The organism is Stenotrophomonas sp. GZD-301 (genome assembly GCF_049310345.1).
GTDB lineage: Bacteria > Pseudomonadota > Gammaproteobacteria > Xanthomonadales > Xanthomonadaceae > Stenotrophomonas.
In genome coordinates, this window is sequence record NZ_JBMOWY010000022.1 from 52,795 (window position 1) to 74,905 (window position 22,111).

The 22,111-nt window shown below is 66.3% G+C and carries 34 protein-coding genes and 1 pseudogene; 15 read left to right on the forward strand and 20 right to left on the reverse strand.

Going from position 1 to position 22,111, the window contains the following annotated elements; translation table 11 throughout:
• Window positions 1–8: 8 nt before the first annotated feature.
• From dxs to ACO6VK_RS05535, 5 genes are all read right to left on the reverse strand, one after another.
• The gene (gene dxs / locus ACO6VK_RS05515) at window positions 9–1,919 is read right to left on the reverse strand and encodes a 1-deoxy-D-xylulose-5-phosphate synthase (protein WP_422505911.1); all 1,911 of its coding nucleotides are present in this window, start codon (window positions 1,917–1,919) and stop codon (window positions 9–11) included.
• Window positions 1,920–2,032: 113 nt separating this feature from the next.
• Complete coding sequence (locus ACO6VK_RS05520; RefSeq protein WP_422505912.1) at window positions 2,033–2,692, reverse strand: HNH endonuclease; 660 nt, start codon at window positions 2,690–2,692, stop codon at window positions 2,033–2,035.
• Between the two features lie 240 nt (window positions 2,693–2,932).
• The gene (locus ACO6VK_RS05525) at window positions 2,933–4,726 is read right to left on the reverse strand and encodes an acyl-CoA dehydrogenase C-terminal domain-containing protein (protein WP_422505913.1); all 1,794 of its coding nucleotides are present in this window, start codon (window positions 4,724–4,726) and stop codon (window positions 2,933–2,935) included.
• Window positions 4,727–4,771: 45 nt separating this feature from the next.
• Window positions 4,772–5,260: an LEA type 2 family protein gene (locus ACO6VK_RS05530; RefSeq protein WP_422505914.1), complete on the reverse strand. Its 489-nt coding sequence runs from the start codon at window positions 5,258–5,260 to the stop codon at window positions 4,772–4,774.
• A 136-nt stretch (window positions 5,261–5,396) separates the two neighbouring features.
• A complete protein-coding gene (locus ACO6VK_RS05535; RefSeq protein ID WP_422505915.1) occupies window positions 5,397–5,936 on the reverse strand; it encodes a lipocalin family protein in 540 nt (179 codons plus the stop codon).
• A 184-nt stretch (window positions 5,937–6,120) separates the two neighbouring features.
• On the opposite strand from ACO6VK_RS05535, the gene ACO6VK_RS05540 reads away from it, so the two are divergent.
• Window positions 6,121–6,294 carry a DUF1328 family protein gene (locus ACO6VK_RS05540; protein ID WP_017355244.1) on the forward strand — a complete coding sequence of 58 codons (174 nt, stop codon included), beginning with the start codon at window positions 6,121–6,123 and terminating at the stop codon, window positions 6,292–6,294.
• Window positions 6,295–6,509: 215 nt separating this feature from the next.
• Here the strand turns inward: ACO6VK_RS05540 and ACO6VK_RS05545 are convergent, their stop codons facing one another.
• From ACO6VK_RS05545 to ACO6VK_RS05555, 3 genes and pseudogenes are all read right to left on the reverse strand, one after another.
• Window positions 6,510–7,613: a tyrosine-type recombinase/integrase gene (locus ACO6VK_RS05545; protein WP_422505916.1), complete on the reverse strand. Its 1,104-nt coding sequence runs from the start codon at window positions 7,611–7,613 to the stop codon at window positions 6,510–6,512.
• A 26-nt stretch (window positions 7,614–7,639) separates the two neighbouring features.
• Window positions 7,640–7,774 (reverse strand): annotated as a pseudogene (locus tag ACO6VK_RS05550) (helix-turn-helix domain-containing protein); the annotation flags it as partial.
• A gap of 19 nt (window positions 7,775–7,793) precedes the next feature.
• Window positions 7,794–8,117 carry a hypothetical protein gene (locus tag ACO6VK_RS05555; RefSeq protein ID WP_422505917.1) on the reverse strand — a complete coding sequence of 108 codons (324 nt, stop codon included), beginning with the start codon at window positions 8,115–8,117 and terminating at the stop codon, window positions 7,794–7,796.
• A gap of 29 nt (window positions 8,118–8,146) precedes the next feature.
• Between ACO6VK_RS05555 and ACO6VK_RS05560 the strand changes: the two genes are divergently transcribed.
• Entirely contained in the window at window positions 8,147–8,740 is a 594-nt protein-coding gene (locus tag ACO6VK_RS05560; protein ID WP_422505918.1) for a hypothetical protein, read from the forward strand.
• A 262-nt stretch (window positions 8,741–9,002) separates the two neighbouring features.
• On the opposite strand, the gene ACO6VK_RS05565 is transcribed toward ACO6VK_RS05560, so the two are convergent.
• Genes ACO6VK_RS05565 through ACO6VK_RS05615 form a run of 11 tightly spaced genes read right to left on the reverse strand, consistent with a single transcriptional unit; the run spans window position 9,003 to window position 14,587 of the window.
• A complete protein-coding gene (locus ACO6VK_RS05565; RefSeq protein WP_422505919.1) occupies window positions 9,003–9,707 on the reverse strand; it encodes a hypothetical protein in 705 nt (234 codons plus the stop codon).
• Window positions 9,707–10,057, reverse strand: a complete 351-nt coding sequence (locus ACO6VK_RS05570; RefSeq protein ID WP_422505920.1) for a hypothetical protein — start codon at window positions 10,055–10,057, stop codon at window positions 9,707–9,709. The genes ACO6VK_RS05565 and ACO6VK_RS05570 overlap by 1 nt, the downstream gene beginning before the upstream one ends.
• Window positions 10,050–10,262: a hypothetical protein gene (locus ACO6VK_RS05575; RefSeq protein ID WP_422505921.1), complete on the reverse strand. Its 213-nt coding sequence runs from the start codon at window positions 10,260–10,262 to the stop codon at window positions 10,050–10,052. The genes ACO6VK_RS05570 and ACO6VK_RS05575 overlap by 8 nt, the downstream gene beginning before the upstream one ends.
• A complete protein-coding gene (locus ACO6VK_RS05580) occupies window positions 10,255–12,477 on the reverse strand; it encodes a hypothetical protein (RefSeq protein WP_422505922.1) in 2,223 nt (740 codons plus the stop codon). Before ACO6VK_RS05580 ends, ACO6VK_RS05575 begins: the two co-directional genes overlap by 8 nt.
• Window positions 12,474–13,007 carry a hypothetical protein gene (locus tag ACO6VK_RS05585; RefSeq protein WP_422505923.1) on the reverse strand — a complete coding sequence of 178 codons (534 nt, stop codon included), beginning with the start codon at window positions 13,005–13,007 and terminating at the stop codon, window positions 12,474–12,476. Before ACO6VK_RS05585 ends, ACO6VK_RS05580 begins: the two co-directional genes overlap by 4 nt.
• Window positions 13,004–13,549 (reverse strand): hypothetical protein, encoded by a 546-nt coding sequence (locus tag ACO6VK_RS05590; protein ID WP_422505924.1) that lies wholly within the window; start codon window positions 13,547–13,549, stop codon window positions 13,004–13,006. Before ACO6VK_RS05590 ends, ACO6VK_RS05585 begins: the two co-directional genes overlap by 4 nt.
• Window positions 13,542–13,724 carry a hypothetical protein gene (locus ACO6VK_RS05595; protein WP_017355882.1) on the reverse strand — a complete coding sequence of 61 codons (183 nt, stop codon included), beginning with the start codon at window positions 13,722–13,724 and terminating at the stop codon, window positions 13,542–13,544. The genes ACO6VK_RS05590 and ACO6VK_RS05595 overlap by 8 nt, the downstream gene beginning before the upstream one ends.
• Window positions 13,712–13,846, reverse strand: coding sequence for a hypothetical protein (locus ACO6VK_RS05600; RefSeq protein ID WP_287248921.1), 135 nt, complete (start codon window positions 13,844–13,846; stop codon window positions 13,712–13,714). The genes ACO6VK_RS05595 and ACO6VK_RS05600 overlap by 13 nt, the downstream gene beginning before the upstream one ends.
• A complete protein-coding gene (locus ACO6VK_RS05605; RefSeq protein WP_166473262.1) occupies window positions 13,843–14,079 on the reverse strand; it encodes a hypothetical protein in 237 nt (78 codons plus the stop codon). Before ACO6VK_RS05605 ends, ACO6VK_RS05600 begins: the two co-directional genes overlap by 4 nt.
• The gene (locus tag ACO6VK_RS05610) at window positions 14,076–14,399 is read right to left on the reverse strand and encodes a hypothetical protein (RefSeq protein ID WP_422505925.1); all 324 of its coding nucleotides are present in this window, start codon (window positions 14,397–14,399) and stop codon (window positions 14,076–14,078) included. Before ACO6VK_RS05610 ends, ACO6VK_RS05605 begins: the two co-directional genes overlap by 4 nt.
• The gene (locus tag ACO6VK_RS05615; RefSeq protein ID WP_422505926.1) at window positions 14,396–14,587 is read right to left on the reverse strand and encodes a hypothetical protein; all 192 of its coding nucleotides are present in this window, start codon (window positions 14,585–14,587) and stop codon (window positions 14,396–14,398) included. Before ACO6VK_RS05615 ends, ACO6VK_RS05610 begins: the two co-directional genes overlap by 4 nt.
• A 220-nt stretch (window positions 14,588–14,807) precedes the next feature.
• Here ACO6VK_RS05615 and ACO6VK_RS05620 point away from each other — a divergent pair, with 220 nt between their 5' ends.
• Window positions 14,808–15,746, forward strand: a complete 939-nt coding sequence (locus ACO6VK_RS05620) for a hypothetical protein (protein WP_422505927.1) — start codon at window positions 14,808–14,810, stop codon at window positions 15,744–15,746.
• 48 nt (window positions 15,747–15,794) lie between these two features.
• Here the strand turns inward: ACO6VK_RS05620 and ACO6VK_RS05625 are convergent, their stop codons facing one another.
• Window positions 15,795–16,499 carry a LexA family transcriptional regulator gene (locus ACO6VK_RS05625; RefSeq protein ID WP_422505928.1) on the reverse strand — a complete coding sequence of 235 codons (705 nt, stop codon included), beginning with the start codon at window positions 16,497–16,499 and terminating at the stop codon, window positions 15,795–15,797.
• Window positions 16,500–16,571: 72 nt separating this feature from the next.
• Between ACO6VK_RS05625 and ACO6VK_RS05630 the strand changes: the two genes are divergently transcribed.
• The 12 genes from ACO6VK_RS05630 (at window position 16,572) to ACO6VK_RS05685 (ending at window position 21,915) form a co-directional block, all read left to right on the forward strand.
• Entirely contained in the window at window positions 16,572–17,015 is a 444-nt protein-coding gene (locus tag ACO6VK_RS05630) for a hypothetical protein (RefSeq protein ID WP_422505929.1), read from the forward strand.
• Between the two features lie 109 nt (window positions 17,016–17,124).
• Window positions 17,125–17,667 (forward strand): phage regulatory CII family protein, encoded by a 543-nt coding sequence (locus tag ACO6VK_RS05635; RefSeq protein ID WP_422505930.1) that lies wholly within the window; start codon window positions 17,125–17,127, stop codon window positions 17,665–17,667.
• On the forward strand, window positions 17,664–17,975 hold the full coding sequence (locus ACO6VK_RS05640) for a winged helix-turn-helix domain-containing protein (protein WP_422505931.1): 312 nt from the start codon (window positions 17,664–17,666) through the stop codon (window positions 17,973–17,975). Before ACO6VK_RS05635 ends, ACO6VK_RS05640 begins: the two co-directional genes overlap by 4 nt.
• Window positions 17,976–17,978: 3 nt before the next feature.
• Window positions 17,979–18,869 carry a helix-turn-helix domain-containing protein gene (locus ACO6VK_RS05645; protein WP_422505932.1) on the forward strand — a complete coding sequence of 297 codons (891 nt, stop codon included), beginning with the start codon at window positions 17,979–17,981 and terminating at the stop codon, window positions 18,867–18,869.
• Entirely contained in the window at window positions 18,859–19,512 is a 654-nt protein-coding gene (locus tag ACO6VK_RS05650; RefSeq protein WP_422505933.1) for a hypothetical protein, read from the forward strand. The genes ACO6VK_RS05645 and ACO6VK_RS05650 overlap by 11 nt, the downstream gene beginning before the upstream one ends.
• On the forward strand, window positions 19,512–19,754 hold the full coding sequence (locus ACO6VK_RS05655; RefSeq protein WP_422505934.1) for a hypothetical protein: 243 nt from the start codon (window positions 19,512–19,514) through the stop codon (window positions 19,752–19,754). Before ACO6VK_RS05650 ends, ACO6VK_RS05655 begins: the two co-directional genes overlap by 1 nt.
• Before the next feature lie 91 nt (window positions 19,755–19,845).
• On the forward strand, window positions 19,846–20,082 hold the full coding sequence (locus ACO6VK_RS05660; RefSeq protein ID WP_422505935.1) for a hypothetical protein: 237 nt from the start codon (window positions 19,846–19,848) through the stop codon (window positions 20,080–20,082).
• Window positions 20,082–20,369: a hypothetical protein gene (locus tag ACO6VK_RS05665; protein ID WP_422505936.1), complete on the forward strand. Its 288-nt coding sequence runs from the start codon at window positions 20,082–20,084 to the stop codon at window positions 20,367–20,369. The genes ACO6VK_RS05660 and ACO6VK_RS05665 overlap by 1 nt, the downstream gene beginning before the upstream one ends.
• The gene (locus tag ACO6VK_RS05670) at window positions 20,369–20,734 is read left to right on the forward strand and encodes a Ref family recombination enhancement nuclease (protein WP_422505937.1); all 366 of its coding nucleotides are present in this window, start codon (window positions 20,369–20,371) and stop codon (window positions 20,732–20,734) included. Before ACO6VK_RS05665 ends, ACO6VK_RS05670 begins: the two co-directional genes overlap by 1 nt.
• Entirely contained in the window at window positions 20,731–21,243 is a 513-nt protein-coding gene (locus ACO6VK_RS05675; protein WP_422505938.1) for a hypothetical protein, read from the forward strand. Before ACO6VK_RS05670 ends, ACO6VK_RS05675 begins: the two co-directional genes overlap by 4 nt.
• The gene (locus ACO6VK_RS05680) at window positions 21,240–21,536 is read left to right on the forward strand and encodes a hypothetical protein (protein WP_422505939.1); all 297 of its coding nucleotides are present in this window, start codon (window positions 21,240–21,242) and stop codon (window positions 21,534–21,536) included. The genes ACO6VK_RS05675 and ACO6VK_RS05680 overlap by 4 nt, the downstream gene beginning before the upstream one ends.
• On the forward strand, window positions 21,529–21,915 hold the full coding sequence (locus tag ACO6VK_RS05685; protein WP_422505940.1) for a hypothetical protein: 387 nt from the start codon (window positions 21,529–21,531) through the stop codon (window positions 21,913–21,915). The genes ACO6VK_RS05680 and ACO6VK_RS05685 overlap by 8 nt, the downstream gene beginning before the upstream one ends.
• Window positions 21,916–22,111: the final 196 nt, after the last annotated feature.

Sequence of the window (22,111 nt, forward strand, 5' to 3'; positions counted from 1 at the left end):
GCGGCCCCTCAGCCTGCCGCGCTGAGTGGCTGGCCCAGGCTGGCCAGGGTCGGCCAACGCTTGAGTACGGCGGCACGGATGCCGGCGGCATCGATACCGGCCTCGGCCAGCAGATCCTCGCGGCTGGCGTGGTGCTGGAAGCTGTCGGGCAGGCCCAGATGCAGGAACGGCCGCAGCACATCTTCGGCATTGAGCAGCTCGGCCACGCCGGAGCCGGCACCGCCGGCCACCACGTTGTCCTCGATGGTCACGAAGCCGTCGTGCCGCTGCGCCAGTTCCAGCAGCAGGGTGCGGTCCAGCGGTTTGATGAAACGCATGTTGACCACGGTCAGGCCCAGCTCGCGGCCCACGGCCTCGGCGGCCGGCAGGGTGCTGCCGAACGCGAGCAGGGCGACACGGCTGCCGGGCACGCGCACCTCGGCCTTGCCGATCTCCAGCGTGGACAGGTCGGTGCCGGCCGCCACACCGGTGCCGCTGCCGCGCGGGTAGCGCACCGCGGCGGGGCCGGGGTAGCGCAGACCGGTGGTCAGCATCTGGCGGCATTCGGCTTCGTCCGACGGCGCCATCACCACCATGTGCGGCACGCAGCGCAGGAAGCTCAGGTCCAGGTTGCCGGCGTGCGTGGCGCCATCCGGGCCGACCACACCGGCGCGGTCGATCGCGAACAGCACGTCCAGTTCCTGTACCGCCACGTCATGGACCAGCTGGTCGTACGCGCGCTGCAGGAACGTGGAGTAGATCGCCACGACGGGTTTGGCGCCCTGGGTGGCCATGCCGGCGGCGAGGGTGACCGCGTGCTGCTCGGCGATGGCCACGTCGAAGTAGCGCTCCGGGTACTCCTTGCTGAAGCGCACCAGGCCGGAGCCTTCGCGCATCGCCGGGGTGATGCCGAGCAGGCGCGGTTCGGCGGCGGCGGCATCGCACAGCCAGTCGCTGAAGACGTCGGTATAGGTCGGCTTCTTGGCGCCGCCCTTGGCGATCAGGCCCTTGTCCGGGTCGAACGGACCCACGGCGTGGTAGCCGATCTGGTCGCCTTCGGCGCGTTCGTAGCCCTTGCCCTTGGTGGTCATCACGTGCAGCAGCTTCAGGCCCTTGAGGCTCTTGAGCGTCTTCAGCGTGGCAACCAGCGCCGGAACATCGTGACCGTCGATGGGCCCGGTGTAGTGGAAGCCCATTTCCTCGAAGAACGTGGACGGCACGAACATGCCCTTCCAGTGTTCTTCCCAGCGCTTGACGAAGCGCGCGGTCGGGTTGTGTTTCTTGTCGCCGAGAATCTTCTTGCCGCCCTCGCGCAGTGCGTTGAGCGTGCGGCTGCCGGTGGCGCGGCCGAGCATCTTGGTCAGCCCGCCGACGGCCTCGGAGATCGACATGTTGTTGTCGTTGAGGATCACCAGCAGATTCGGTTCGGACTCCATGCCGCCGGCGTGGTTCAGCGCCTCATAGGCCATGCCGGCGGTCATCGCGCCGTCGCCGATCACCGCCACCACCTTGCGGTCGTCGCCTTCGCGCTGGCGCGCGATGGCCATGCCGAGCGCGGCCGAGATCGAGGTCGAGGAGTGGCCGACGCCGAAGGTGTCGAAGTCGCTCTCTTCGCGCTTGGGGAACGGCGCCACGCCGTCCTTCTGCTTGACGGTATGGATCTGGTCGCGGCGGCCGGTCAGGATCTTGTGCGGGTAGGTCTGATGCCCCACGTCCCACACCAGCTGGTCGACCGGCGTCTGGTACAGGTAGTGAAGCGCGACGGTCAGTTCGATCACCCCCAGGCCTGCGCCGAAATGGCCGCCGCTCTTCCCGACCGATTCGATCAGGTACGCGCGCAACTCGTCGGCGATGGCGGGCAGTTCGGATTCTTCGAACCTGCGCAGGTCATCCGGTGACTGGATGCGCGCGAGGCGGGGATAGCGTGCGGAATCGATCATTTTTATCGCGCTTCGTCTCAAGCGCCTATTTTCGCCCCCAAACCGGGGTGGGGCAAGCAAACCCCCACGTAAGTGAGTAAATGGTGAGGGTGCCTGCGTCAGTCTGCCGCAGGTCAGGCCGCCAGTTTGGAGCGCTTGGGCAGCTGCGCGCGCAGAAATGCCATCTGGTCGGCCAGGATGTTGCGGTTGGAGAGGATCATGTGTTCGATCCAGCTCGGCCGGTACGGCACCGCCAGCAGGGGCATGCCGGCCTGCTGCGGGGTGCGGTTGCTCTTGCGGGAATTGCAGTGGAAGCAGGCGCTGACCACGTTCTCCCACACGTCCAGGCCGCCCTTGGAGATCGGCATGACGTGGTCGCGGGTCAGTTGCGGGCGATTGAACTGCTGCCCGCAGTACAGGCACAGGTGCGAGTCGCGCGCGAACAGCGCCGGGTTGGACAGGTTCGGGGTGGGATCCAGTGCGCGTGAACGGGCATGGCCGCGCGCGGCGATGATCGGGTGCAGGTCCATGCCGCTGCGCAGCCCGGTATCGCGGCAGATGCCGCCGTGGATATGCACACAGGGGTCGCCGAGGGTCCAGGCGACCGCATCACGGGCGTAGAGGCAGGCCGCGTCCTGCCAAGTGATCCAGTCCAGCACCCGCCCGTGGGCATCCAGCGACAGCAGGCGGACCGAGCCGGGCCGGTGCAGCGTGGCGATGGGCGATGCTTCGGCGACCGGGGCGGACGAGGCTCCGGTATCGATCAGACCCAAGCGTGTAGTGTCTGTCTCCATCGGGAAAACAGCTTATACCCGAATCATGACGAATTGTGTATAGGAGCGAACCAAAGGTTCGTTCCGGGTAGCAACCGACCGTTGGTCGGTTGACCTTCCCGTATCCCATCAACGCCCCGGGGTGCGGTCGGAGTAATGCTTCACGATCACCGTACCCACCAACGTTGGGTACCTACCGGGAATGCGGCCGGCAACCCACCGGGTAGGCAACGACCGTTGGTCGTTGCACCGGTGTCCGCCTCAACCTTCGCCGAACCGCGCGTCTTCCATCGCCATCAGCGTTTCCGCCCCGGCCTGGATGGCCGCCGCGTGGCTGAGCGTGCGCGGCAGCACGCGGGCGAAGTAGAAGCGCGCGGTTTCGCGCTTGGCCTGCTTGAACGCCTCGCTCTGGGCGGAGGCATCTGCAGCGGCGACGCTGCGCGCCCACCAGTAGGCCAGCACCACATAGCCCGAGTAGAACAGGTAGTCGAAACTGGCCGCGCCCAGCTCGTCGGGGTTGCCGGCCGCGCGCTGCAGGGTGGCCATCGTCAGCTTTCCCCACTCGTCGGCCTTGGCGCGGAGCGGGGTGATGAACTCGGCCAGCGCCTCGTTGCCTTCATTGGCCTTGGCGAACGCCTCGATCTCGGCCAGCATCAGCTTCAGGCCCGCGCCCTGGCTGGACGCGGTCTTGCGCCCGATCAGGTCCAGCGCCTGGATGCCGGTGGTGCCTTCGTACAGGGTGGTGATGCGTGCATCGCGGGCAAGCTGCTCCATGCCGTGCTCGCGGATGTAGCCGTGGCCGCCAAAGCACTGCAGGGCGTTGTAGGTGTTTTCGATGCCCCATTCGGTCTGGCAGGCCTTCGAGATCGGGGTCAGGAAGCTCACCAGCGTATCGGCGCGTTCCCGCTCGGCGGCATCGTCGGCGTGGTGGGCCACATCCACCAGCGTGGCCGCATGCAGCGCGAGCAGGCGGCTGCCCTCGACCAGCGACTTGACCGTCAGCAGCATGCGCCGCACGTCCGGATGCACCAGGATCGGATCGGCCGGCTTGTCCGGGAACTTCGCGCCACTGAGCGCGCGCGACTGCAGGCGCTCACGCGCGTACGCCAGAGCGTTCTGGTAGGCGCGCTCGGACAGGCCGATGCCCTGCAGGCCCACACCGAGGCGCGCGGTGTTCATCATGGTGAACATCGCCTGCAGGCCCTTGTGCGGCTGGCCGACGAGGTAGCCTTCGGCGCCGTCGAAGTTCATCACGCAGGTGACCGAGCCCTTGATGCCCATCTTGTGTTCGATCGAGCCACAGCGCAGCGCATTGCGTTCGCCCACGTTGCCGTCGCGGTCGACCTTGAACTTCGGCGTGACGAACAGCGAGATGCCCTTGGCACCGGCCGGGGCGTCGGGCAGCTTGGCCAGTACCAGGTGCACGATGTTGTCGGTGAGGTCGTGCTCGCCGGCGGTGATGAAGATCTTGGTGCCGGTGATGGCATAGCTGCCATCGGCGTTCGGCTCGGCCTTGGTCTTGAGCAGGCCCAGGTCGGTGCCGCAGTGCGGTTCGGTCAGGCACATGGTGCCCGTCCAGCGCCCTTCGATCAGCGGCTTCAGGAAAGCCTCCTGCTGCCAGGCTTCGCCGTGCTGCTTGAGCGCTTCGATGGCGCCGTGCGAGAGCAGCGGGAAGTTGCCCCACGCCAGGTTGGCGGCGTTGATCATTTCGTTGAGCGGCACGCCCAGGGTGTGCGGCAGGCCCTGGCCGCCGAGTTCCGGCGCGGCGGTCAGGCCGGTCCAGCCCCCCTCCACGAACTGCGCGTAGGCCTGCTTGAAGCCGGGCGGCGTGGTGACCTCGCCGGTGGCCTGGTCAAGCACGCAGCCGATTTCATCGCCCACGCTGTTCAACGGTGCCAGCACGGTGGTGCTGAAACGGCCGGCTTCTTCCAGCACGGCATCGACCACGTCGGCAGTGGCGTCGGCAAAGCCCAGGCGGGCAAACAGCGACTCCACCTTGAGCACGTCGTGCAGGGCGAAACGGATATCGGAAAGCGGGGCGGTGTAGCTGCTCATCGGTAGGTCTCGATCAGGTGCAAGGGAAGGCGGACGGGCCGCCGGTCAGCGCAGCACGCCGGGCAGGCCGGGGGCCTGGTTGAGCGTGCTGCGTTGGTCGATCTCGAAACTGCGCTGCTTCTTTTCCTGCGGCGTGGCGCTGACGGTGCCCTTGAGCGTGTAGGCCAGGGTGCGGTTGCCGGCGAGGGCATCGGCCATCACCAGGCGGGCGCCGGAGGAGGGCTGCAGACGCAGGGTGACCACGTCGGCGGACTCGCCGCCGATCGACAGCGCAGGCGTGGTCTGCAGGGTGCCGGCGTCTTCGTCGTCCACTTTCAGGGACACGGCGACGGTATCGAAGGTCATGGGCATCGAGCTGAAATTCTGCAGCCGCAGGGCGACATCCCAGCCCCCGTCGGCGCGCACGGTCAGCTGCTGCACGCTGGCCGCAGGCGGCGAGACGCGTTTGACCACGCCGGTGTTGCAGGCGGCCAGGGCCAGGGTGGTGCCGGCCACCAGGGCGATCATCGCGGCGGTACGGAAGCGGTGGAACATGGGCGCAATCCTCGTGCAGGGTGCTGCGTGGGTAAGAGCATACTACGGCGTATGGTGGTTGTGCGGCCGCGCGGCGGCCTCCCCGCAAGGGTAGGCGGAGACGGTGTCGTTCAGGTAGGGGGACGCGCCGTGCCGCTCAGTCCAGCGGCGCCATGACCCGCAGTGGGCCCAGGTCGTAGCCCATCGCCTCGGCCCGGGCGGTGAGGCCGGCGAACTGCGCCTTGTCCATGCTGGGCGAGCGCGACAGGATCCACAGGTACTTCCGGTCCGGATCGCCCACGACCGCCCACTGGTAGTCCGGGTCCAGCGCGATCACCCAGTAGTCGGCCCACACCAGCGGCACCCAGGCCAGCCAGTCCGGCACGAAGCGCACCTGCAGCTGGCCCGGCTCGCCCGGCACCGGGCGCGCCACGCCCTCGGCCGCGATATGCCCGCCATCGTCGGTGCGGCAGGCGTTGTGCACGCTGATGCGGCCGTCGGCGCGCAGCGCGTAGGTGGCGGTGATGTCACCCACGCACTTCTTCTGGAACGACACCGGCAGGTGGGCGATCTCGTGCCACTGGCCGGCGTAGCGTCCCATGTCCAGGGCCGGGACCGAGCGCACCGGCGCGGCCGCGCTGGCGACGGTGGCCGACAGCAGCATGCCGAGGGCAAGCAGGGCAGGGCGCAGACGCATGGGAGAACTCCTCGCTGGACGACCGAGCTTAGGAGCCGGCGGCCGGGCAGGTGTAAAAGTTTCGTCATCGCCGTCCGGCGATGTGCCGTGTTTTTCACGCGTGGGCTGCGATGCGTTCACGACGAGGGGACAGCGCGATGACTAGCTTGAATGCTCCAACAGCGTCCCGACAGGGGAAAAAAGCATGATCAAGTGGGCCATCATTTTTCTGGTCATCGGCCTCATCGCCGGTGCCCTCGGTTTCGCCGGTATCGGCGGGGCGGCCATCGGCATTGCCAAGTTCCTGTTCTGGGCCGGCATCATCATCGCCGTGGTGCTGTTCCTGCTTGGCATGACCGTCGCCAAGAAGGTGAGTTAGCGCGCGGCAGCGGATGCCGCGAATGGCATGAGGCAAAAAAAAAGACCTGCATTTCTGCAGGTCTTTTCAAATAGTGGTGGCCGAGGACGGAATCGAACCGCCGACACGGGGATTTTCAATCCCATGCACCACTAGAAAAACTCTTTTAGATCAGACACTTTAGTGGTGCTACTAATGGCGTGCTGTAGCGCTAAGTGTTTGATCAATAGCGCCACCTATGCCGACCGTCCGTGCAACTTCCGTGCAACTTTCTCGATGCGCTCCGCGTCTCCAGCGAGGTGCTCAGGCGACAGGTGGGCGTACCGTAGTACGGACTGGTAGGACCGCCACCCGCCCAGCTCCATGAGGCTGCGCAGGCTGGTGCCAGCCATCACATGCCAACTGGCCCAGGTGTGGCGCAGGTCGTGCCAGGCCAACGGCTCAATCCTCGCCCGCCGTTGCGCGGCGTACCAGCCGGTGTTGCTTGCCCGGACGTACGGCGCGCTGTCCTTCTCAGATCCACTTGGGAACACCCACGGGTTCCCCGCCACCCTCTTCGCGCGCTGCTCCGTCAGGATGTCCATCGCGTTTCTGTTGAGCGGTGCGCCTATGGCCTTCTTCCCCTTGGCCTGTCTCCCCTTGATCCAAGCCACCCGCCGCTCCATGTCCACCTGTTCCCACCGCAGGCGCAGCACGTTCTGCTCGCGCCAGCCGGTGGCCAGAGCAAACAGGAAGGGCGGTCGCAGGTGGTCCGCCAGCTCGTCGTGCAGCCGCACCGCCTCGTTCTGCGTCAGCCACCGATAGTCTTCAGCGCCGTCGGCCTCCTTGATGCGGATGGTGGGCACTGAGTCCGACCAGCCCCGGCGCTGCGCGTCGCGCAGGATCGAGCGGATCAGCGCCATCATTTTGTCCACCGTGGACTGCGATGTTGGCTCGTCGGTGAAGGTGCTGCCGTCCTGCCGTCGGCGTTTGTTCTTCGGCTCAGCCTTGCGCTGGGTGGAGACGAGCGCCAGCACATCGGCGTTGATCTCGTCCAGGTGGAGGTGGCCCAGGTAGGGGGACAACCATTTCAGGTTGTGCTGATCCTTCTTGATGCTCCGTTTGCTCTTGTGGTCCTCGAACCAGGCCACGACCGCCTCGGTCCAGAGGCGCCGGGGCTTCTCGCCCAAGCGTGCTACGCGGTACTGCTCCGCGTGGATTTTCGACGCCCACTCGGTAGCGAGGTCACGGTCGACAGTCCCAGAGCTTCTAAATACTTCGCGTCCGTTGGGCGCGGTGAAGCGAATCCAGAGGATGCCTTTTTTGCCGCGCGGTTCAAGTCGGTAGGGATGGCGGGCCATTCGGGTGCTTTCGTTTCCGTGAGATATGCGTCGAGTGCTGCGCGGAGGAATCGCCAGTTTCCGCCGACCTTGCGGCCGGGCGGGCCTTTGCGCTTGCGCATCCAGTTGCGCAGGGTGACGGGGTGGTACTGCAGGTAGGCGGCGGCGGTCTCCAGGTCCATCACGTCCGGCCATAGCTTTTCAGCCGCTCCCACGATTCACCCCCTTGATCGAGCCGGCCTCGCGCGCAGGCGTGAAGCGCATCGGCAGCTGCAGCACGTTGTCCGCCGCCGGCGCATCGATCACGGGCAGCACCTTGCGCGCGCTGCGTGCGGGGCGATTGATGCGCCGCCATTCCGCCAGGGCTGCCTCGGGCTCTGCGTGCTTGCTGGTCGCCCTGCAACGGCATTCGACCAGGTGGCCGCCGCCGGCGGTCAGGCCGCGCAGGTCGAGGATGTGGCGCGCGCTGTGTCCGGCGGCGCAGGCCGGCAGCCCCTCGGGGTGGCTGATGTGTCGCTGGGTCATGGCAGAATCGGCTCCAACAGGGAGGGGTTATGGCGATTGAGTTCTGTCCGCTCGATGCGGCGTGGGGAAACTGGGCGGACTGGGCAGCGGTCGTGGTAACGGCCGCTGCCGCCATTGCGGTTTTTTGCCTGACGAGGGCGGCTAACCGCACGGTTAAGGCCTCGTATGAATTGAGCAAGGCGATTGACGCGAGCGCGCGCACGGCGCGCAGAGATGAGGCTATGGTCGTCGCCATCGCCATCTACCCAGAAGTGGTTGTTGCCGTTCAGCGGTACAGGCACGTGGTCGACGTCCTTGATCGAGAAGGCGACTGGCTGGCGCGCCATGCAGTCGATGAGCACATCCCACAGCTGATGGCGGCGAAGGCCCATCCGAAGCTCGATGAAGGTATGACCAGGTTCCACCTGCTGCCGCAGGACCTCTCGATCCTGCTGACAGCGGCATTGGGGAAGCAGAAGGCCGCCGAAGAACATGCGGAGCGCTATGGCGTGCTTCCGATGTCGCAGCAAGAAATAGATGCGTTCCGCGCCGAGGTCCTGGAGAACGCAAGGATTTTGGCGCGAGACTTCAAGCACGCAGAGGATATCCTTGGGGCGATCTTCGGAATCGATCCGAGGAACTGATTGGGCGCCGGAGAGCTTCAAGCTGCTTTCTCCGCGGCACAGATCGCTGCCAGGTCGAGCTCGTCCGCGCGGTCGCGCAGGCAGCGCGTAGCGCGATCGCCATATCCTTGCGGCTGTCGTGGCGGTAGTAGTTCAGGCCGACGAAGTGCAGCGCGCCGGCGTGGTCGCGCCGGAACAGGCGATAGGCGGTGATGCCGGTGTCGCCCTTCGGGAGCCTGCCCCAGGAGAAGCCGTCGTTCTTCTTCGGCGGGCGGCGGGCGGCTCACGACTTCACCGCCTTGAACTCGATGACCCACACCCAGGGGTTTGCCGCCCACTGGCCGCCGGTGCTATCCCAGAGCGTCTGGAAGCTGATCTGCGGCGTCAGCGATTCGTGCATGCCGCCGTTGAAGGTGAACCGGCCGCCGATCTCCTCGATGCCCTCGGCGAGTGCATCGGCCTCGCTGATCGCCTGCAGGCGCTCCACGCGGACGGCGGTGATCTCCAGCACCAGGCGGCAGGCCCAGCGCGGCATGTGGATGGAAGGGACGTAGCCGCGCGCTGCAGCGTCAGGCAGGATCCAGTCGTCGTCGGGTCCTGCCTGCGAGGTGAATGGAACCCACTGGCCATCTGCGGCGTAGGTGATGCCCACAGAATCGCAGTCGCATGCGTCTTCGCAGCAGCTGTGAATGACACTTGGCCGCCATGTCTCCCTCAGCCACAGCCGGTCGCCGGGCTGGCCGAAGGGGCAGACGATCTCCGGTTCTTGGCCCATCAGCTTCCGCACGGCCCAAACGGGGCCGCCAACCCGATGGTGTTGGGCGCCGGGCCAGCTCGGCGGCAGCCAGCAGTAGTCGATCCCAGCCAAAGCGCGCACGTCTTCGGGTGTCGGCGGTTGAGGCTTCACGACGCGCCGGGTCTGGGTCTTCTGGCCGGCCAGGATGGCGCGCACCATGTCGCCGTTGAACAGGATGGGACGCTCGCGCATCAGCGGGGCTCCTTCGGCAGCAGGGTGGGGCCACGGCGCAGCGGCTTCACTGCGGCCTGCGTGGCGGTGGTGTGCGGGATCGGGCCGGTGTGGCGGTACTCACGGAGTGCGTCGGACACGAACCGGCCGCGCTCGCGGCGCTGCACGACGTACTCGGGGAACGCTTCGCCCGGCAACAGCGCCTGGGCTTCGTCCATGAGCGCGACGAACTTCCGCTGCCATTCGAGGGGCATGGACTGGAGCGTGCGGCGCGGCACGACCAGGTAGCCGGCCCGGCCGAGACCGAACGCTTGCCAGACGGGGCCGTCGCAGTACGGATTGATGGCGTGCTGCTGTTTGGTGTCAGCCATTGGTAGTGGCCTCCCAGCGCTTTATCGTTTTGCAGTAAGCGATCACCTTTCGGCAATCGGGACAGGTGATCTTCTCGCTGGGATCTGCGAACAGAACATCCGGCTCGTCGGCGCAGTCTTTGAGGTGATTGCAGTCCCAGGCGACACCGCACAACGTGTACTCGCCGGTCACTGGGGTTCTGGTGTGTTTGACCGGCTCAGCCATTGCCCACCCCCGGCGCTGCATCGCGCTGGTCGATCAGGGTGCGAACAGCTGCATCAAGCCGGCTCTTCGCGGTCAACTCGCGCTCGTAGGCGGTGCGACAAGAAGCCCGCCCACCCGCCGCGCCACTCATTGCACTGACGGTGTGATACCTCTTCTTCGCCTCGGCGTACTCGCTATCAGCTGCCGCAAGCTCGGCAACGAGCGGACCCAGGTCGATGCCCTGCGCGGGCGTGGCGCGATAGAGCGGCTGAGTGAACTTCCCGGCACTGCTTTTGCGCGCGGGCAGGTAGTGACCGCCCTCACCGCGTTGCGGATCTGCGTGTGCTTCCAGTTGTTCCGGGCTGACCCAAACCGCCACCTCCTGCGCCGCCGGCTGGCGGGCGGCGAGGGCCTGTACCGCCTCCCACGCAATTTGAACACCGTCCCCGACGTATCGCCCGCTGGACAGTTTGTCCCGGTTGTAGGAATTTTCTTTCAGCCACGCTTCGAACTGCGCGCGCGCATCCCCCTGCACCTCGCCAACCTGCTCGTGCTTCTCATTGAGCTGGCGCAGCGTCATCTGCAACACGGTACTGGCGCCGCTCTCGCCATCCGATTCATGGCCGAACACCTTTTGATGCAGAGCCTCGGCCAGCTCTTCCAGTTCGTTCACGCAAGCGACGGCATCAGCGAGTCCGCCGGGGAAGCGGTCGTCTTCGACCACCTCGCCAACCTGCATCACCTGCGCTTTCATGGGTGAGCTGCGGTTGGCTGCTTGACCTGCGCCACCCACCTCCGGCGCCGCATCGCGCAGGCTGTCGATCGCTGCGTCCAGCTCTGCCGGCGTGTGCCCGGATACGAACGCCAAGTCGCCATCGTCATCTGCTTCTTCCACCGACACGGTGACGCCGCTCTGTTCGCGCACCCAGCGCCAGCGGGCGGCGTCCTGCTGCTGCCCCAGGTCGATGCCATGCGCGGGCGGCGCGGCGTAGACCTGCATCATGCGAACCGGCTCGCCTGCGACGAAGTCTTCGCCCACGCTCTCCTGGACTGCTTTCCTTGCGGAATCGCTGTCACCACCGAACACCTGCTGCCCGTGATGGATCGCCCCGGCCGGATCAAGCGCGATCCAGAAGCCCACCGGCTCCTGCGCCCCCGGCGCTGCAACGCGCTGGCTGTCGATCAGCGGCAGCCAGCCAACCGGCGCGCCCGTGCCCTGTGTAAAGTGGTCGTGCGTCCAACACCAGCCTGCGAACTGCCAGCCGATCCTTGCGCCTTCACTCACGTTATCGTCGTTGCATGCGCCGATGGTCCATGTAGCGCCGATGCTGTCCTCGATGGCGTTTTCATCGAAGTCCACCAGCAGGCGCACGAGCGTGCCGTCGCGTGGCGCGGTGTCCATCGGGCGCGGCGCCAGGTCGATGCCCTGCGCGAGGCTTTCCCCCATGCGGACCTTCACCAGGTCAAGGCAGGAATCGTCGGAGCCGTAGTAGCGGCCATCGGACCGGTAGTTCGATCCGTGCGAGGATTTGAACGGCTTGTTCGGATTCCCGCTGTGCGCGGTGATCTGGATTTCTCCGCCACTGCGGAGCTGATAGGTCCGACCGACCTCCAAGGTCTGGAAGGTGGTCCAGCTCTGGGACGGCTCCTGCGCCCCCGGCTGGCGGGCGGCGAGGGCGGCTTGCCACGCCTGCCAGGCATCTTCCGTGTACAAGTTGCCGTACTGCCCATTTCGTTGCAGCCCGGGGACGTCGCGGCGATGAACCTGCATGTCGCGGTCCTTCGCCCACGCCTCAAACTGTGCGCGCGCGCCCCACTTCCCATCACCAGCTTGCTGCTCGCTAATTGCGGCGGACAAGGCGCGAGACAACCAGCGGATACGATCCTTGGCGGCGGTCAGGTAGGTGATGCCCGGCAGCGCCGTGCCTGCGGCCAGGTCAGCCATCGTGGGTTGCTCGTTGCCATGCATGAACACGGCGTTTGCCAGCTCGTCGTCCGTCAGATGGCCCAGGGTCAGCGCGGCGCGCAAGCAGTTGTACCGGTTGCCGTGGGGGTCGGGCCGTCCGGCCGCCGCCCATTTGGTCGCCGGCGTGGCGGGCACGAGTGCAATGGTGAAGCAGCTCGGGCTGTGCTCTTCGATGCGTGCTTTCTCGCGCGCTGTGATGGCGCGCTCGCCGCCGTCCCACCACATGGGTGCGGCGGACGTCGGCAGCGCTTCGGCGGCAGGGCGGGTCACGACTTCACCTCCGCGGCATCGCCGTCCTGGCTGTCGGCCAGCAGGCCGTCCCAGCACACCGCGCAAAGCGGGACGCCTTCGCTGTCATGGTTGGTGACCGGGCCGCACTCGGGTTGCCCGGCTTCACAGGACTCGCCAAGGTCCTCAGCGGTGATGACGTGGCTGGCGATGTTTCCGACCCGCCAGAAGTTCACGGTTTCGACCCGGTCGGCCCAGTCGGCGACCAGGTGCTGCAGCTCCTTGAGCTGTTCAGCGGACACCACGGCCAAGTAGTCTTCGGACGCTTCACCGGCGTCCTCATAGGCCCGCTCCTGCATCGCTTCAACGATAGAGCTGGCGTCGATCAGAGCTTCCGTCTCCACCTGCACGACGTCGCCGATGTAGACAGTGCTGCCTACCGGAAGATCACCGCCGTGATGATCAACAGCCGCGGCGATGGCTCCGGCCACGCTGTCGCACTGGTCGCGGAACGTCTCCTGGTCGATGCTCCAGCTGTACTGCACAGATGCTGCGTTGGTGTCGGTGGTCATGGCTGGCTTCCCTTCGCGTGGTCTTTGATGCGATCGATGAGGTAGGTGGTTTCGGTGCGCCACTTGGCGCGGTCCAGCGGGTTCATGTGCTTCGTGAGGTACTGGAGCTTTTCGAGCGGCTCGATCAGCCACCTCAGAGAGAAGGGCGTGTCGGAGCGGTGGTCGCGGATCGGCGCGAACGGCCTGCAGTCCGGCCCCGCGAGCCACTCGGTTTCGCCGCAGTCCAGGCATTCGCCCTGGCCGCTGCTGCCGGCCGGCCATCGGTGGTCCTTGTGCTTGCCGGCGGGCGGGTGCAGATAGAGCGCGCGAAGTTCCAGCTTTCGGCGCCGGTAATGCGCCACCTCGCCCATTTCGGCCGGGCGCCACGGCTGGGTGCTGTGCCGCGGCCTGCACTCGTATCGAGCCGGGCTCTGCGTGCCGTACAGCTGGGTCAGGAGCGTCTGCGTCCAGGCCTGCACCACTGCGGCCGGCACCGGCTCGCCTGCGGCGCCAGCACGGCGCATGTCACGCACGGTCGAGGCCACGGTCGGCGCCTCAGCCATCGCGACCGCGCCTCCACGCGTCGGGCACCTGGCTGGCGCAGAGCAGGGCGCCCATCAGCATGTAGACGCCGGTGTCGTTGATGCCTGCCCAGTGCATGGCGCCGGCGACGGCCGCGAGCAGGGCGCAGAGCAGCACCAGGACGGCGGCGCGCCAGTGGCGGATCAGTGCGCGCATCGGATCTGCTCCATGAGGCGCGCGAACTGCTCTTCCTGGCGGCGCAGCGCCCAGTGGACCCCGGCCCACGCGCCAGTGGCGAAACCCAGCACCAGACCGAATGAGAAGTCGATGGCGTTCATGCGGCGTCGCCTCCGTTGCCGCGCGCTGCGCGGGCGAGGGTACGGGTCATGTCGGACGCCGCGCGGCCTGCGCTCTTGCGGCCGTCCAGCACCTCGCGGCGCGCCAGCGCGGCGGCGCGGGCGATGTGATGCGCGGCGTAGCCCATGCGCTTGGCGGCGATGGCCACGGCGAGGCCGGCGCCGTTGGCGCGCGCTGCGTTGTCGACGGGGAACTGCAGGACGACGGCGCTCATTCGGCGGCTTCCAGCATGCGCAGGGCGATAGCGGGGCGCAGGTTGGCCTCCTCCTTCAAGATCGCCTTGATGCGGGCCGGGGTGGTTCCGTTGCGCTCTGCGGCGCGCACCAGGAAGTCACGTCCAACACTGGCAACAGCAGCCTTGGCCTTGATGCGGAGAGCGGCCAGCTCGGCGCGGCGCGCTTTGATCTCGGCGCTCCGAGCCTTGCGCGCGACGGCGCCAAGCTTCGCCTGTTGTGCCTTGTAGGCGTCGAGCTGTGAATCGATGCAGCCGCGCTTACGCAGCGGCACGTTCAGTACGCCGTGGTCGAGGCTCATGCCGCCACCTGCTGGGTGCCGCGCAGGTCTGCGGCGGCGCGCAGGAGCTGCGCGGCGGCGTCTTCGGCTTCGGTGGCGGAGAGGTAGACGCGGCCAGCGGCGCCGACGTACATGGCGACCTTGCCGGTGACGGGTTGGGCTTGGACCTGGACGGGTCCGGAAGAGGTGCTGAGGGCCAGGGTGGCCATGCTGATCTCCGTGCCCCGGCCCGGATGGGCGGTTCGTGGGGCGACGGAGTTAGGTTAGGAGAAGCTAATTATTCAGTCAATAGGACTAGCTAACATTGGTGCTGTGATAGCTGAACAGAGGTGCATTTTGTTCAGCTTTCGGCCGTCTATCGATCGAAGCTGAATACCGTGGGATACTTTTGCAGAGCCGTCGCAGGATGGACGGCGACAGGGGGATAACATGGAAGAAATGACAAAGTTCCGCATCACATACGACGGCCCAGCGCTTGCCACTCACGAGATGGACGCGCGCGACCTTGCGCCTGCGCTGTTGGCGATGGCTGACCTACTCGACGCGAGCGTGAAGGCCTTGCACGGTGACCGCGCCAAGGCGCAGATCAACGTTAAGGGTTCTTTCAAGACCGGCAGTTTCAACATTGATTTCAACACTGCGGTCAGCTTTGTAAAGGCAGTCAAGGACATTTTTGCCGGTGACGGAATGACTGCCGTCGCGAATGCGATCGCGGTGCTGGGATTCTTGGGATTCGTCGGTAAGAAGGGTGTTACGCACGCATTGAAATGGATGCGTGGTCGGAGGATCACAAACGTTCAGATCGAGCAGACTGGTCTGGCTAGGATCTTCTGCGATCAGGACTCGATCGAGGTTGAAATCGAGGTTCTTACCCTCCTTCGGGATGTCGCCGTTCGAGAGTCGCTGGATCAGGTGCTGGCGCCGTTGGACCGAGAAGGAGTTGACACCTTTGTGGCGGGCACGGATACCCAGCCGTATGTGGTGATCGATCAGGCAGAACGCGCGTACTTCGCACCGCCTGCCGGCGTCGAAGAGCTTTTGCTCGAAGATACTCGGCGAATGGTCTTCTCCATCCTGTCGCTGGCGTTCAAGGACGACAACAAGTGGCGATTGTCGGACGGAACTTCGACCATCAACGCTCTGATTTCTGATGCCGGCTTCTTGGCCGGAGTGAACTCGAACGAGATTTCCTTCAGCAAAGGCGACGTCCTGATCTGCAACGTCCTTGTGAAGCAATGGCTGACGCAGTCCGGTGCCAGAACCGAGTACGAAATCGTGGAGGTGATCGAGCATCGACACGCAGCCAGACAGATACCTCTACCTGGCATAGATCCGGTAAGGCCAATAAAGAAGTCGCCCCGGCCCTAGAAAGAAGCCCTACAAATGTAGGGCTTCTTCATGCTGCGAACAGCTTGACTAGAAGCGGCGCAGGCCAGCGTGGATCAACGCCTTCCCTAAAATGCTCACTTCTCCTTCGTCCGCCTTGTAGGTGGGGAAGTCTGGATTGATGCTTACCACGTACATGCCGTCTCCGCGCTTCTGCAGCATCTTGATCTGAGTCTCGCCACCGATGTTGATCAGATAGTAGTCGTCGCCATCGAAGTAGTCGCAGGTGGTGTCAATCCAGATGATGTCTCCGTCCTCGAGCTTGGGGCGCATCGAGGGGCCGCGGCCAGTGATGATCTGGATCCGGCCAGGCTGTGGCAGGTAGCCGAGCTTGCGCCGCACTTCCCATTCGGCCACCTCAATCGTCTGTACTACCTCGGGGTAGTCCTGGTTGACGATCCCTGCACCCATGCCAGCACCCCCTTCGAACAAGTCGAAGCGAACATAGCCGGGAGGGGTCTCAGTCTCTAAGACTGTTGAGACGTTGTAACTACCATCCGTCTCTCTAACCTGGTTGCTGCGGTCCGGCTGTCCCTTGCCGGTTGCGAGCCAACCCTCGTCCACCTGCAGCGCCTTGGCTGCGGCTAGGAGGTTCTCTCCACGGAGGAACTTCGCCTTGCCGCTGAACCAGCCATTCACGCTAGGGGCGCTAATGCCGACGCGGCGCGCCAGTTCGGCTTTGGTGATGCCGGCTTGGGCGATAGCTATGGTTAGTCGATCAGCGAGTGTGCTCATTAGGTAAGGCTAACGAGGTTTTTGTTAGGACTGGCTATTGACTCAGTCATTAGCTAGTCCTAACCTCTCCGAATGGACAAGCCAACCGACTCGCAAATCATTGACCGTTTGGGTGGGACCACCGAGGTGGCCCGCATCTGCCAGATCAAACCGCCATCCGTCAGCGAGTGGCGTGTCGCGGGCATTCCGCCCGCTCGCCGCCAGTACCTGGAGCTGCTCAGGCCGGACGCCTTCGGGCACGTGTTGGCTGTGGAGCCTCGCGCCATCGGCGTGCTCGTAGATAGTCGGATGAGCAAGCGCGCGCTGCGCGCTCGGCTGGGCCTGGCTACCGACGCTCACCTCGCGAAGGTGCTGCAGCTGCCGGTTGAGCAGGTGGCGGCCTGGCCGGAAGAGCAGGGCGTTCCGGCCCTCCCGCAGGTGATGAAGCTGCTCGGCGTGCAGGAGCCGGCCCCGGCCGCTGCTGCTCCCGAGGACCCCGACGCCGGCCGCATCGATCTCGACGTCCACGCCGCCTGACTGGCCGTCCTTGGCCTTCGTCCCTGAGTTGATTTCGTCCATAGCGCAGATGGTGCGCCACCCGGGCCCGGCCCGAAACCTTGAAACACCCGTCTTCCCAAGGTGACCCATGACCTGCCGTACTTCCTCCATTAACTGGCTCGACTGCCTCTACAACGCCGTGCGCAAGACGCCGGGCGGTGTCGCCGAGGCCGCCAAGTGGCTGACCGATCGCCGCGGCAAGTCCATGCACCCCGAGACGCTGCGCGCGAAGCTCAACGGCACGGAGGGCGAGTCGGTGACCATCGAGATCGCTGAGTTGCTGACCGAGTGGATGCAGCAGAAGGTCGGCGGCAGCGAGTACGCCCTGGAATGGATGCAGGCCTTGGCCGGGCAGTTCGGCATGGCCGTGGACGCAGTGCCGCCGCCGCCCGAGGGCGGTTGGTCGGACGAGATCGGGGCCATCCAGACGAAGCTGCTGGAGATCACCTCGCGGGTAGGCCGTTTGTCCGGCACCGCGCTGGACGCGATGTCCGACCGCTGCATCGACAGCGACGAGGCAGAGCTGATGGTCAGCGAGGTCCGCGCGCTGCGCACGATGGCGCATCGCCTGGAGCGCAATGTGGCGCGGGCTGCGCGGAAGGGGACGGGGAAGGGGAGGGCACGCCGATGAACCATCCGGCACGCGCTACCGATGTTGGCACCAGCCACGAGGCTGCCCACCACCTCATCGCCAGTGGCCAGCAGGCCATCCAGCAGGACCGGGCCGCGAAGGCGGTGCAGCAGCACCCCGGCCTGACCAGCATGGAGCTGGCGCGGGCGACAGGTCACGACCGCTACATGCTGGCCCGCAGGCTGCCTGAGCTGCTGGAGGGTGGGCGCGCGTGGCGCGGTCCGAAGAAGCCGTGCGAGGTCAGTGGCCGCAGCGCGTGCACCTGGTGGCCGGTGGCCACGGGCGACAACTACACACTGGCGGTCTGAGCCATGTCCACCATCATCATGAGCAGCTGCTGGCCGTTGCAGGGGCTGAGCGTCACCCAGAAGGCGGTGCTGATCTCGCTGGCGGATCAAGCCAACGACGACGGTGTGTGCTGGCCGGCCATCGGGACCATCGCCAAACGCTGCTGCATGTCGGCGCGCGCTGTGCGCAGTGCGATGGACCATCTTGAGGTTGTCGGGCTGCTGTCCCGCGAGCGCAGGTTCAACAGCAGCAACGTCTACGTTGTCACGCCGGCGAAGTTCGACGCTGCTGCCACTGCTTCGAGGAGCAAGCGCAAGGTTGGGAAATCGGGGGATGCAGCGGGCGCAGGTGATGCGCCCCATGCAGGGGGTGCGCCCGATGCACCCGGGGATGCGCCCGGTGCAGGGGGTGAGGCAGCGGGCGCAGGTCTGGAGGTGCGCCCCGTGCCGCCTAACCGTCATATAACCCCCATTGAACCGTCAGGAGAACCGTCATCTCCGGCGGGCCTGCCGGCCACGCCGCCGGCAGAGGACACCGAGACGGAACTGCAGGCCGCATGCCGGGCCACCTGGGCGGCGTACGCGGTGGCCTATCGCAACCGCCACGGCGCAATGCCGGTGCGCAACGCGAAGGTCAACGCCAACGTGAAGCAGATCGTCCAGCGCCTCGGCCGCATTGAGGCGCCGCAGGTGGCTGGGTGGTTCCTGCGGGTCAACGAACGGATGGTTGTCCAGGGCATGCACGACCTCGGGCTGCTGCTGGCGCGCTGCGAGGCGTACCGCACCCAGTGGGCCACCGGGCGGCAGGTGACCGAGACCAGCGCCCGCCACACGGACCAGACGCAATCGAACGTCAGCGCGGCGGATGAGGCGAAGGCCCTGCTGCGCCAAGGGAGGGCTGCCCATGCTGTGTGACCACGAACAGGACCACCTGGTTGACCTGCTTGTCGCGACCGCTGAGGTGATCGGCGACCAGATGCGGCCCACCACTGCCGCGTACATGGTGCATGACCTTGCCTGCTACCCGATGCCGGTTCTGGAGGCCGCGCTGGCCGGTTGCCGCCGCGAGCTGAAGGGGCGGCTGTCACTGGCGGCAGTGCTGGAGCGGATCGACGACGGGCACCCTGCACCAAACGAAGCATGGGCTATGGCCATCCAGGCGGCTGACGAGCGGGCCACGGTGGTCTGGACCACGCTCACGCAGCAGGCATGGTCTACGGCGCTGCCGCTGGTGCTGGCGGGCGACAAGATCGCCGCTCGCCCTGCGTTCCTCGAAACCTACGGTCGGCTGTTGAAGGAGGCGCGCGCTGCCCGCCAGCCGGCTACCTACACCCCATCGTTGGGCTTCGATGCGGCCTGCCGCCGCGCCGCGCTCTCGGATGCGCTGGCGAAGGGGCTGCTGCAGCACGAGCAGGTGAGCCACCACCTGGAGCTGGCCGCGCCGGCGCCGACGTTCAACGCCGTGGCACTGCTTGCGGGGAAGGTCGAGGCATCGCCCGGCGCGAGCGAGAAGACCCGGGCGCGGCTGGAAGAGCTGGCACGGGAGCTGGCCGCCTGATGCGCCCGCTCAGGACCCAGCTGGACATCTTCGAACACGACCCGGCGCGGCTGGCCAAGGCCAACCGTGTGGCTGCCGAGACCGCGCTGCGCGACGTGCAGTTCAGCGCGACCGAGCGTCAGGAACGCCACGACTACTACCTGGGCGAGGCGCTGCGGCTTGAAGCGCTGGCCCGCCAATGCAAACCCGCGCCGGCCCGCCGCCGCCGCACCACCAGACAGACAGGAGCAACACCACGATGAAGCCGCTGGTCATCTACCACGCAAACTGCGCCGACGGGTTCACCGCTGCAGGGTTCACGGTCCCCCGCGACCACGAGCTGGCGAGGGCCTGATGGACTTCAACGCTTACAGCACCCGCAGCAGGTTCGCCGCCGAGATCAACGCCGGATATTCGGCCCGGCTCAACGGCCAGCGCCTGAGCGACAACCCGCACCTGGTATGGATCGAGTGCGAAACCGAGGATGGGGCCAACCGCAGGGCTGGAGCGCTGAGCGAGAAGGCGCAGGCCTGGCAGCACGGGTGGAGGCTGGCCGACAAGGACGAAAGTGGTAGGGGAGGCGCGCGCTGATGAGTGCCAGGAAGATGCTCGCCCAGTTCACGACCGACCAGTTGCTGGAAGAGATCGTCCGGCGTCGCGAGGACCGGAAGGACATAGGGGACGTGCAGCCCTGCGATGAATGCAGGCACTTCAAGTTCTGGATCACCAGCGGCGAAGCGCCCAAGGACTACAACCCTTGCGAGCTGGGCAATCGGATGCGCTTTCACATGGCCGGTGACGGTGAGGACCCGCATAGCAGCATCGGCTACTACCGGCGCGTATGTGTCTCTCGCTCCCCGCGAGAGGGGGCAACCTGATGTGGTCCAAGGCACCACCGCCGACCGCAGCCGAGGCTGCTCGCATCGAGGCATCCAAGGTGGGGCCGTGCATGGCCTGTCTGGTCAGGTACTCACAGGGCCTGATGGCGCAGCGTCATGTGGTCTACGGCTGCGAATACAACCACACGAAGTCGGGAAACATCCGGCGGGGTCACTTCTTCGGATACGCCCTGTGCCAGTGGCACCACCAGCGCTATCGGCGCGAGGACATGACTGAAAAGCAGATGGTGGAACGGTGGGGACCGCCACTGCATTGGTCCAAGCAATTTCACGAGGCATTCGGCTCGGACGACGAGCTGATCGCACAGCAGACGTTCGTCAACGAACAGAGGCAGGCAGCATGACGACCAGTACCACCCACGACCTGACCCCGGACGCGATTCGCGCCTGGTTCGCAGACCAACCCGCCGGCGCGCTGTTCACGATGCCGGCAATCAGCAAGGCATTCGGCGTGGCGCCGGGGGAGGAACGGCGCAGGCTGGCCTCGTCGGTCCGCTGCGGCTTCCTGTGCGGCTTCCTCGAGCGGACGCAGGTGGCAGCCGGCACCGCGTATCGGGTGAGCGGCAAGAGCATGCGGAGGGAGAGGTTGAGCGAGGAAGAGCGGCGCGAGCGCAGCTTGGCGAACCAGCGGGCGCGCCACGAGCGTCATCGCCGCGCCAAGGGCGTTAAGCCGGTGCCGAACCGTTCGAAGCTGGTCCGGGCGGCGCGGGTGAATCTGCAGGCGGCCGGGGTGTCGCCGCCGACCGTCGCGGCGGCCGGGCGAGCGCCCGAGACGGTAGAGCAGTTCCTGGCGCGCGGTGGCCGGGTACACCGGCTGGCGGCGGGCTGGGACCAGACGGCGCGGGCGGCATGAGCGAAATCGAGACGCGCGCGCGGGAGCTGCTGAACGCGCACATGCAAAATCTACCCGGAGCGCCCTGGAAAACTCAGCCAGTCCAGGTATACGAGCGGGCGCTGTCAGCGATGATTGACGCCCTCACGCCGCCCGAGGGCTACGTGCCCGCGACCGCTGTTCTGGGCACCGCAACGCGTTTGCGTCGCCTCGCATCGGCCGCAAGTCCGCTGGGGCGGAAGGCGTACATCAAGGCCGCCGAGGAAATTGAGATGACAGTCAGCGCCGCTCGCCCGGAGGTGACCGGTGGCTGAGCCCGCCCTGGAGCTGGTGCTCCCCTGGCCGAGCAAGGACCTGTCGCCGAACGCGCGTGTCCACTACCGGGTGAAGGCGCAGGCCACGAAGACCGCACGGCAAACGGCGGTGCTGCTGGCCTATGAGGCCGGATGGCGAGGCCTGCGGCTGCCGGAGGGCCGGCTGTATCTGTGGATCGAGTGTTACCAGGCGCCGGGCAAGAAGCTCCCGGACGACGACAACATGATCGGCCGGTGCAAGCCCTACCGGGATGGCATCGCCCAGGCGCTGGGCATCGACGACAAGCGGTTCCGCTGCCTCCCGTTCGTCCATGACGAGCGCCGGCCCGGAGGGCAGGTAGTGATGCGGATTACGGGTAGTCCCCGGGAGGGGGAGTAGGTCGCGAGTGGTGCGACGGAAGGGCGGCAAGCTGGCTGGATGGACCTGACCTGCTACGACGACAAGGCGCTGGAGCTGCTGAGCGGCATCCAGCAAGACATAGCCGCGATGCGCTGGGCAAGGGCTTGGAATGCCCCGGCCCAGAGGCAGCAGGCAGAGCAGGCACTGCGCCGAGCACGCGCGCTGCGCCGTGAAA